The organism is Streptomyces synnematoformans (genome assembly GCF_039531005.1).
GTDB lineage: Bacteria > Actinomycetota > Actinomycetes > Streptomycetales > Streptomycetaceae > Streptomyces > Streptomyces synnematoformans.
Genome location: NZ_BAAAPF010000138.1, coordinates 1 through 8,679, shown reverse-complemented (window position 1 = coordinate 8,679; position 8,679 = coordinate 1). Strand labels below are relative to the sequence as shown.

General features: G+C 71.8%; 9 protein-coding genes and 1 pseudogene. 4 read left to right on the top strand and 6 right to left on the bottom strand.

What is annotated here, in order from left to right; all coding sequences use genetic code 11:
• A partial coding sequence (locus ABD317_RS20220; protein ID WP_344291355.1) for a hypothetical protein occupies positions 1 to 570 on the top strand: 570 nt, incomplete at its 5' end.
• 18 nt (positions 571 to 588) lie between these two features.
• Here ABD317_RS20220 and ABD317_RS20215 read toward each other — a convergent pair.
• Genes ABD317_RS20215 through ABD317_RS20200 form a run of 4 tightly spaced genes read right to left on the bottom strand, consistent with a single transcriptional unit; the run spans position 589 to position 4,038 of the window.
• On the bottom strand, positions 589 to 1,305 hold the full coding sequence (locus tag ABD317_RS20215) for an ABC transporter ATP-binding protein (RefSeq protein ID WP_344291354.1): 717 nt from the start codon (positions 1,303 to 1,305) through the stop codon (positions 589 to 591).
• A gap of 6 nt (positions 1,306 to 1,311) precedes the next feature.
• Positions 1,312 to 2,340, bottom strand: a complete 1,029-nt coding sequence (locus ABD317_RS20210) for an ABC transporter permease (protein ID WP_344291353.1) — start codon at positions 2,338 to 2,340, stop codon at positions 1,312 to 1,314.
• A complete protein-coding gene (locus tag ABD317_RS20205; RefSeq protein ID WP_344291352.1) occupies positions 2,241 to 2,684 on the bottom strand; it encodes a hypothetical protein in 444 nt (147 codons plus the stop codon). The genes ABD317_RS20210 and ABD317_RS20205 overlap by 100 nt, the downstream gene beginning before the upstream one ends.
• A gap of 46 nt (positions 2,685 to 2,730) precedes the next feature.
• On the bottom strand, positions 2,731 to 4,038 hold the full coding sequence (locus ABD317_RS20200) for an ABC transporter permease (protein WP_344291351.1): 1,308 nt from the start codon (positions 4,036 to 4,038) through the stop codon (positions 2,731 to 2,733).
• Between the two features lie 100 nt (positions 4,039 to 4,138).
• Between ABD317_RS20200 and ABD317_RS20195 the strand changes: the two genes are divergently transcribed.
• The 3 genes from ABD317_RS20195 to ABD317_RS37860 all read left to right on the top strand — a co-directional run bounded on the left by ABD317_RS20195 (position 4,139) and on the right by ABD317_RS37860 (position 6,226).
• The gene (locus ABD317_RS20195) at positions 4,139 to 4,801 is read left to right on the top strand and encodes a response regulator transcription factor (protein WP_344291350.1); all 663 of its coding nucleotides are present in this window, start codon (positions 4,139 to 4,141) and stop codon (positions 4,799 to 4,801) included.
• On the top strand, positions 4,792 to 5,997 hold the full coding sequence (locus ABD317_RS20190) for a sensor histidine kinase (RefSeq protein ID WP_344291349.1): 1,206 nt from the start codon (positions 4,792 to 4,794) through the stop codon (positions 5,995 to 5,997). The genes ABD317_RS20195 and ABD317_RS20190 overlap by 10 nt, the downstream gene beginning before the upstream one ends.
• A gap of 79 nt (positions 5,998 to 6,076) precedes the next feature.
• Complete coding sequence (locus tag ABD317_RS37860; RefSeq protein WP_425582397.1) at positions 6,077 to 6,226, top strand: hypothetical protein; 150 nt, start codon at positions 6,077 to 6,079, stop codon at positions 6,224 to 6,226.
• Positions 6,227 to 6,255: 29 nt separating this feature from the next.
• Here the strand turns inward: ABD317_RS37860 and ABD317_RS37970 are convergent.
• Positions 6,256 to 6,568 (bottom strand): annotated as a pseudogene (locus ABD317_RS37970) (beta-xylosidase); the annotation flags it as partial.
• Between the two features lie 42 nt (positions 6,569 to 6,610).
• Positions 6,611 to 8,320: a carbohydrate-binding protein gene (locus tag ABD317_RS20180; RefSeq protein WP_344291348.1), complete on the bottom strand. Its 1,710-nt coding sequence runs from the start codon at positions 8,318 to 8,320 to the stop codon at positions 6,611 to 6,613.
• Positions 8,321 to 8,679: the final 359 nt, after the last annotated feature.

The window sequence follows — 8,679 nt, the reverse complement described above, 5'->3', positions numbered from 1 at the left end:
GACCCCCCCCCCCCCTCCGGGCTCGCCGCCGCCGAGCACCTGGTGCACCGGGTGGACGCGGGGCTGGCGGACCTGCTCGCGGAGGACGGCCCCGAGGGCTACGTCGTCAGCACCCATGTCGCCCGTACGCCGGTCAGCCGCTCCGCGGCCGTGGTGAGCTGGCGCGGCGGCCCGGAGCCGGCGCGGGTCACGGCCCGGCTGCTGGCCGCCCTGCCGGAGCTGGCCGCCGTCGACGGGGCCCTGGTCACCGCGGCGGCGCTGGCGCCCGGGGCGCTTGCCGCGGCCGGGGAGGCCCGGCGGCGGACGGCGGGCCGGCTGGCCCGCTACCCCGGCCGGGCCGGGGTCGAGCGGCGTACGACACCCGCCGACGCGGTGTCCGCGAGCTGCCTCGACGCCGTCGAAGGGCTGGCCGGAGTCGCCGTCACCCCGGACGCCGTCCTGGACGCGACCGGCTTCGCCCGCCCCACCTGGCGGGACGGCCGCTGCACGCTGCTGGTGCAGCGGGGCACGGCCGGTGTTCTGGTGCCGTTCGAGGTCCGCCACCAGATCGCGTGCTGCTCGGACCACTGAGCCCGCCGCCGCGGCGGTCTACGCGTTGAGCTGCTCCGTGAGCTTCCCCTTGCGCAGGGTCAGCACGCGGTCGGACCGGGTGGCCAGTTGCTGGGAGTGGGTGACGACGACCACGCACGTGTTCCGCGTGCGGGCGAGGTCGCGGAAGGTGTCGACGATGCCCTGGGCGGTGTCCTCGTCGAGGTTGCCGGTGGGTTCGTCGGCGAAGAGGATGTCGACATCGCAGGCCAGGGCGCGGGCGATGGCGACGCGTTGCTGCTGGCCGCCGGAGAGCTGCTGCACGTTGCGGGTGGCTTCGGCCCTGTCCAGTCCCAGGCGCGCCAGCAGCTCAAGGGCGCGGGCCCTGCGGCTGCCCTGCGCCGGCTTGACGCCGGTGATCTCCATGGCGGTGGTGACGTTCTGCAGCGCCGTCATGTAAGTGAGGAGGTTGTACTGCTGGAAGACGGTGGCGGCGTGCCGGTTGCGGTAGCGGCCCAGGCCGATCTCGGCCAGGTTCCGGCCGTTGAAGCTGACGGTGCCCCTGGTGGGTGCGTCCAGGCCGCTCGCGAGGCTGAGCAGGGTGGTCTTGCCGCTGCCCGAGGGGCCGAGGACGGTGTAGAAGGTGCCGCGCTGGAAGGTGTAGTTGATGTCCTTCAGGACGGTCGTCCGGCGGCGCTGGCCCGCGTAGACGTGGGACACGCCCGCCAGGCGCAGCAGCGCGGCGGGACCGGACGCCTGGGTCGCGGTGGTGGTCATGGCGGGTCACGTGCCTTTCGTGAGGATGGTGCGGGGGTTCAGGCGCAGGACGGCGGCGGCGGGGACCGCGGTGGCCAGCAGCGCCATGCCGAGGCCGATGCCGCCGACAGCGGCGAGGTCCGCCGGGTCGGGCTCCACGGTGATCCTGTCGATGGGGTCGGCGTTGTCGACGGGCTGGTCGTCCGGGCTGCGCCCCTGGTCGAGGCCGGTGCTGCCGGGGGCCGGGGGCTCCCACGAGTCGATCTTCTCCTGGGCGGTGGCCGCTTCCCTGTCCAGCAGCCGCTGGCCGGCGCTCTGCGTCAGGTTCGGTGCGAACAGCGAGCTGACGCCGATGGCCAGGGCCGCGACCGCGGCGATCTCCAGCGCCTGCTGCGTGATGAGCTTCCACTTCTTCTCGCCCAGCGACAGGAGTACGCCGTACTCCCTGCGGCGCTGCTTGACGGCCAGGTTGACCAGCAGGGCCAGGACGACGGCGCCCGCGACGCCGATGAGCCACATCGCGAGGGTGGCGGTGGAGCTGATGCTCTGCAGCGGGCCGGTCATCTGCCGGACGGCCTTGTCGTTCGCGTCCAGCGTGAAGCCGTCCAGCTGGGAGCCGGCGAGCCGCCGCGCCCCGTCCTTGAAGGCGTCCTGGGCCCCCGCGTCGTCCAGCAGGAAGGCAGCCTCGCTGACCTGCGTCCCGCCCTGCCCGCTGCCGGAGCCGAGAGCGGCCATGCCGCCCAGCGTGACGTAGACCCTGTTCGCCGGGCTGATGCCGTGGTCCCGGTCCAACTCGTCCGTTCGGGCGGGGTCGCGGTAGATGCCGGCCACGGTGAAATCGGCCGTGGTCTGCTCGTCGTTGCCGGTCACCTCGACCTCGTCGCCGACCTTGAGGCCGTTCTCGCGGGCGAACCGCTCCTCGACGAGGATGTTGTTCGCCTTCTTGCCGGCGGTGGTCAGGTGCTGCCCGGACAGGAGCTTGAACGAGCCGCTGCGGAAGTCGGCCAGCAGCGAGGAGTCCAGGACGCTGATGCCGGCGGTGCCGCCCGGCCCCATGGGGGCGCCGGTGCCGACCAGCCGGGAGTCCCCCTGAAGATCACGCGGTCGTACATCCAGTACGTGTACTTCTGCACCTGGGGGAGGCGGCCGAGCCTGTCGAGGGTGTCGGTGGCGATCCGCGGGGCCTGCAGCGCTCCACCGCCCAGCCCTTCCAGGTCCACACCCAGGTTGACCTCGGCGCCCACGGAACGCTTGGCCGCCTGCTCGGCCCGGCCGGTCGCGGCGTTGACCAGCACGCCGGCCAGCACCATGACGGAGATGACGAGGAAGGTCGCAAAGGTGATCAGCGTGCGGCCCTTGCGGGCCCACAGGCTGAACCCGGCGCGTTTGACGACGTTCATGGGGAGGGGGACTCTCCGATCCGTATCGGTGCGGTGGGACGGGGCTTCACTCGGTGCCGGCGAGGATGGAGCGCGGGTGCAGGCGCAGGATTCCGATGCCGGGGACGACGGTGGAGATCAGGGAGATGCCCAGGCCGATGCCGGCGACCCTGGCGACCGCCGCGGGCTCGACGTGGAGGTCCGGCGGCGGGACGGTCGCGTCCACGCCGTCGGCGGCGGCCGCCCGCCGGTGCTGCGAGCCGCCGTCCAGCAGCGCCGTACCGGCCGCGGAGCCGGCCAGCTGACCCGCCACCGCCGCGACGGCGACGGCGGGCAGCGCGAGCGCCGCCACCTCGACGGCGTGCTGGCCGATGAGCTTCCACTTCCGCTCGCCCATCGACAGCAGCACGCCCAACTCGTCGCGGCGCTCCCGGATCTGCAGCGTCACCAGCAGTCCGAGAATCAGTGCGCCGGCCACCGCGATGACAAGGACGATCAGAGAGGCGAAAGCGCCCACCCGCTGGATGGGACGGACCTGGTCCCGGTAAGCCTTGTCGTTGACGCGGAAGTCGAAGCTCCCGGCGCCCAGCAGCCGGTCGGCCGCGGCGTGCAGCCGCTCGGCCTGGTCCGGGGAGCCGACCCGGTAGGCGGCCTCGGCGGCGGTGACGGCGGCGTCGCCGGACCCGCTGCCCTTGCCGGCGTTGCCGGGCTTGCCGAGCTGCTGCGCGGTGTGCACCGGCACGTACAGCACGTTTCCCGGCAGCCTGTGCGGCGGCGCCCCGCCGGTCGGGTCCTGCGTCGGGTCGGCGAAGATCCCGACGATTCCCACCGGCACGGTGCGGCCGCCGTCGGCGGAGCGTACGCGGATGGTGTCGCCCACCCCGAGGTCGTTCTCCGCGGCCAGCCGCTCCTCGATCATGGCCACGCGCCGGCCGGCGTCGGCCGGCGCGATCCCGCGCCCCGAGGTGATCTCGGTGGAGCCGTACGAGAACGGCGGCAGCAGCCCCGCGTCGCGCACGCCGACCACCGCGAGCGGACCCTTGCCTCCGCCGCGGGCACCGCCCGGTGCGGGCTGCCGGGAGGTCAGCGCGGCGAAGCCGTCCGCCCCGGCCCGTACCGGAAGCCGCGGGTTGTAGCGGTGGACCACGTCCAGCACGCCGAGCCGGTCGGCGTCGGCCGCGCTCATGCCCTTCTTCCGCACGGTCACATCGACGCCGATGTCGCGCTGCGCCGCGGCCTCCTGCCGCTCGGCGGCGGACCGCAGCAGGAACCCGCCGAGCAGCAGCGTGCAGATGACGACGAAGATCCCCAGCAGGACCGCGGTCCTGGATTTCCTGGCGCTCAGGGACATCCCCGCCCGCTTGACGAAGTTCATGCCCCAGACAGAAGCAGCCCGGTGTGTGCACCGGGATAAACGCGTTACGGCGGCATAAGCACTTATGCGGCTGCAATCGCGGCCCTGCTTTCATGGCGGCATGAGAGTTCTGGTCGCCGAGGACCACCGCATCCTGGCCCGCACCGTCGCCACCGGCCTGCGGCGGCAGACCATGGCGGTCGACATCGCCCACGCCGGCGACGAGGCCGAGCGGATGTGCCTGCTCACCGACTACGACGTACTGGTCCTCGACCGCGACCTGCCGGTCATGAGCGGCGACGACGTGTGCCGCCGGCTGCGCGAACTCGTCGACCCGCCGCCGATCCTGATGCTGACGGCCGCCGGCGAGGTCGAGGACAAGGTCTACGGGCTCACCACCCTCGGCGCCGACGACTACCTCGCCAAACCCTTCGACTTCGCCGAGCTGGTCGCCCGCGTACGCACCCTGAGCCGCCGCCCGCCGGGACCGGCACCCGCCGGGCTGGAGTACGCGGGCATCGCCCTGGACCCCGCGCGGCGCACCGTCCGCGTGCACGGCCGCACCGTGGAACTGACCGCCCGGGAGTTCGAGGTCCTGCACCTGCTGCTCCGGGCCCGGGGAGCGCCGGTCGACCACGGCACCCTCGTCCGCACCGTCTGGGACGAGCACCTCGACCCGCGCACCAGCGCGGTACGGGCCACCGTCAGCCGGCTGCGCGGCAAACTCGGCGACCCCGGCCTGATCACCGCCGACACCGGACAGGGCTACCGGCTGTGCGACTGAACGCACGCGGGTGGCTCGCCCGGCTGCCGTTCCGCGCCCGGCTCGCCGCCGCCATCTCCGCCCTCTTCCTGCTCACCGGCGTAGCCCTGCTGACCTTCGTCGTACTCCTCGCCCGGCACGGCACGGCCCAGCGCGTCCAGGGCATGGAGATCACGTACGGCGGGGACGACGGCTACCGGCCGACCGCCGGCGCATCGGCGGCCCCCGTGACCCCGCCGCCGTCGTCGCCGCCCGGGGGGCCCGAGGACACCGCCGCGATCAGGAAGATCGACCAGACCGTGCAGGCCGTACAGGACACCGCCCTGCGCCAGATGGTGCTCTGGTCCGCCGTCGGCCTGCTGGTCCTGGCCCTGCTGGCCGGCCTGCTCGGCTGGTGGCTGGCCGGACGCGCGCTGCGGCCGGTCGCCTCCATGACCGAGGCCGCCCGCCGCATCAGCGAACAGAACCTCCACCAGCGCCTGGCGCTGGCCGGCCCGGACGACGAGCTGCACCGCCTCGCCGACACCTTCGACACCATGCTCGACCGCCTGGAAAGGTCCTTCGAGAGCCAGCGCCGCTTCGTCGCCAACGCCTCCCACGAGCTCAGGACCCCGCTCGCCGTCCAGCGCGCCAGCCTCCAGGTCGGCCTCGCCGACCCCCTCCCCGGACACCTGGAGGAGGTCCGCGAAGACCTGCTGGCCGCCAACCAGGACGCCGAGCAGCTGATCAACGCCCTCCTCCTGCTCGCCCGCAGCGACCGCGGCCTGGACGAGACGGCGGACGTGGACCTCACGGCCCTCGCCAGAACCGCAGCCTCCGAACTCGCCGCATCCGCACGGGAGGGACGCGTGGACCTCAGCCTCCCCGCCGCGGACGCCCTGACGGTCCGGGGAGACCGCATCCTGCTGCGCCATCTCCTGACCAACATCATCCGCAACGCCATCCAGTACAACCACCCGGGCGGCAGCGTCCGGGTGGCGGTCGAGCGGCAGACCCTCACCGTGACGAACACCGGCCCGCCCGTGCCCGCGGACACGATCCCGGCCCTCTTCGAACCCTTCCGCCGCCTGTCCGCCGACCGCACCGCCACCACGGGGCACGGCCTCGGCCTGCCCATCGCGGCCTCCATCGCCGAGGCCCACCATGCCGAACTGACCGCAAGGCCCGGTGTCCAGGGCGGTCTGACCGTAGCGCTGCGATTCCTTCCTTCCTGCTGATGCGGACGGCCGGCGGCGTACCGGACACGGCGCCGGGACCGGTGCGGGCTTCCGCCGGACGGAGACCAGCTCAGGGCTCATGCTCGTGTTCGAGGGGAACGTGATCGGCAGCCACACGTACTGCGAGTCGTTGACCGGCCCGCCCCACGCGCCGGAGACGCTCGACGCGGTGGCGTACTGGGCCTGGTTGGGGTTACAGCCGGTCGCGCCCGAGGTGAGCAGGAAGTAGGTGTTGCCCCGCTTGAACATGGCCGGCTCGGCGACCCCCAGCTCGGCTGCCGACGACTGGGTCAGCACGTTGTTGCGGAACTCCCAGTTGCTCAGGTCGGTGGAGCGGTAGACCGAGACCGCGCGGAACGTGTCGTCGGGGTTGCGGTTCTCGCCGAACCAGTAGTAGTCCGCCGACCTTCAGCACGCCGCCGCCGTGCGCGTGCACGCCCGCGCCGGAGGTGTCGGTGAACTGCGTGCCGTTGGTGACGGCGACCGGTTCCGCCTGCGCGGGAGCGGCGGTCACCAGGGCCACCACGGCCAGGGCGAGCGCCGCCCCGAGGGCCGGCAACCGTCTGGTGATTCTCTTGTCGCGCCCCTTCCGACGAAGGCTTTCCTTGGTGTGTTATGCGTTCGGCCCCACGGCTATGTAGTCGACGTTGGGCAGGCCGGTTGCCGTGGTCGGGTCCAACCGGATGGTGTTGCCGCCGGCGTTCAGCGGGACGGTCAGGGAGGTGGTCGACCAGGTCGTCCATGAGCCGGTGGATTCGAACGAGACGGTGTCGACCGTGGTCCCGTTGACGATCACGTTCGCCGGCCGCGCGCCGGCGCCGTTGGCGAACCGGACGTCCAGCGTGGCCGTACCACCCTCGGCCGCGGGCACCGTGAACTGCGCTGCCGAACCGACCGCGTTGTCTCCGTTGCAGAACCCCGTGCCGGAGTAGCCGGCGTGGTTCGAGTCGATGCTGCCCTCGCAGGTCGCCGGAGCGGTCTCGGCCTCGAAACGGTCCGGTTCGGGCTCGGGCGCGGTCTCAAGGTCCAGATAGTCCACGTTCGGCAGCCCCGCGGCCGTGGTCGGGTCGATCCGGATGGTGTGGCCGCCCTCGTTGAGCGATACCGGAACGGACACGGTCGACCAGGTCGACCACGAGCCGGTGGGCTCGAACGAGAGGGTGTCGACCGTGGTCTCGTTGACGATCACGTTCGCCGGACGTGCACTCGTGCTGCCGTTGGCGAACCGGATACCCACGGCCGTCGTGGTGTCGTCCTCCGGGCTCACCGTGAACTCCGCGTAGGCACCCACAGCCTGGTCGCCGTTGCAGAACCCGGTGCCGGAGTAACCGGCGTGATTCGACTCGATCGCGCCCTGGCACACCCCCGCCGCGGACTCCACCTCATAGCGCCCCTCCGGCCCGGGCGGCGGGCCGTCCTCGCCCCAGCCGTGCCTGATACGGTCGGCGCCCGAGGAGTTGCGGATGCTCACGCTCAGGTCGGTGCCGCTGCCGTGGAGCGCGAACATGGAGTACCAGTCGTGGTTCTGTCCGGAGGTGATCTTGCCGCCGAGAGCGGGCCAGTAGACCGAGCCCATGTTGAGTGCCCGCAGGGAATCGGTGTCCGCCCGGATGTACCGGACGAAGTTGTCGGAGCTGTTCGCGTCGTGGTAGTTCAGGCCGGTGTCCATCGGAGCGCCGAACTCGGTCAGGATCGAGCGCGAAGCGCAGTTGCCCAGTCGCTGCCGGAAGCTCTCAACCCAGCCGTCGTAGTCCTTCTCGCCGTAGAAGAAGGCGTAGTGGTGATAGGACAGAAGCGTCCCGTCGAGACGGCTGTCGGCACAGACCGGCCTGACGTCCTGGCTGTAGCCGGTGCCGCCCACCAGGATCCGGCCCCTCGGGATCGACGGGTGGGCGTTGATCCACGAGGCGGCGAGGTCGATCCACTGGGCGGCGCTGTAGCCGTGGGGTTCGTTCATCGGCTCGAAGTGGACCAGGCTGTTGGAGCCGTACTGGTCGGTGATGGTGTTCCACATCGAGTCGAAGGCGGCCATGTCGGTGATCCGGCCGCCCGAGGCGGCTCCGTCCTCCCAGTAGGCGAGGATGACCTTGAAGCCGTTGGCGGTGGCGGCGTCGATTGTGCCGCGGTAGGCGTTCCACCACGACGAACCGACGGTGTGGGTGTTGACCGGCAGCCGGACGGTGTTGACGCCGAGTTCGCTCTCGAACCCGTCGTAGACGGCGTCCGCCTTGGCCCGGACGGTGGCGTAGCTGTCCGACTGGTTCAGCCCGTCGAGGACGAGCGGACCTCTGACGAAGTTGTCGCCCAGCACGGCCCAGTTCACGCCCCTGAACTGGGCTGTGTCCGCCCTGGCAGGCGAGCTGCCGGCAAGTGCGACCACCGGCAGGAGAACCAACGTGCTGAGAACGCTGACCAGGATGCGGCTCAGGGAACGGGTGTGAGGTACTGCGCGATTGCGGGTACATGTCAATGGCATCTGCTTGACCATCTCGTGAGTCTTGTGCTGATGAGGGGCTTCGTCGCCGTTCGCTTTGTCAGCGCAGGCAGCCGACAGCGACAGGTGGTGTTCGCGGACTCACCGGAGGACCGGGTCCGCCGCCCGGTGGCGGGTAGCGCACCGGCCGGCTCCGCCGCACGTCAGACGCTCTGGCGGGTGAAGCGTTGGTTGGCGCTGCCGTCGTA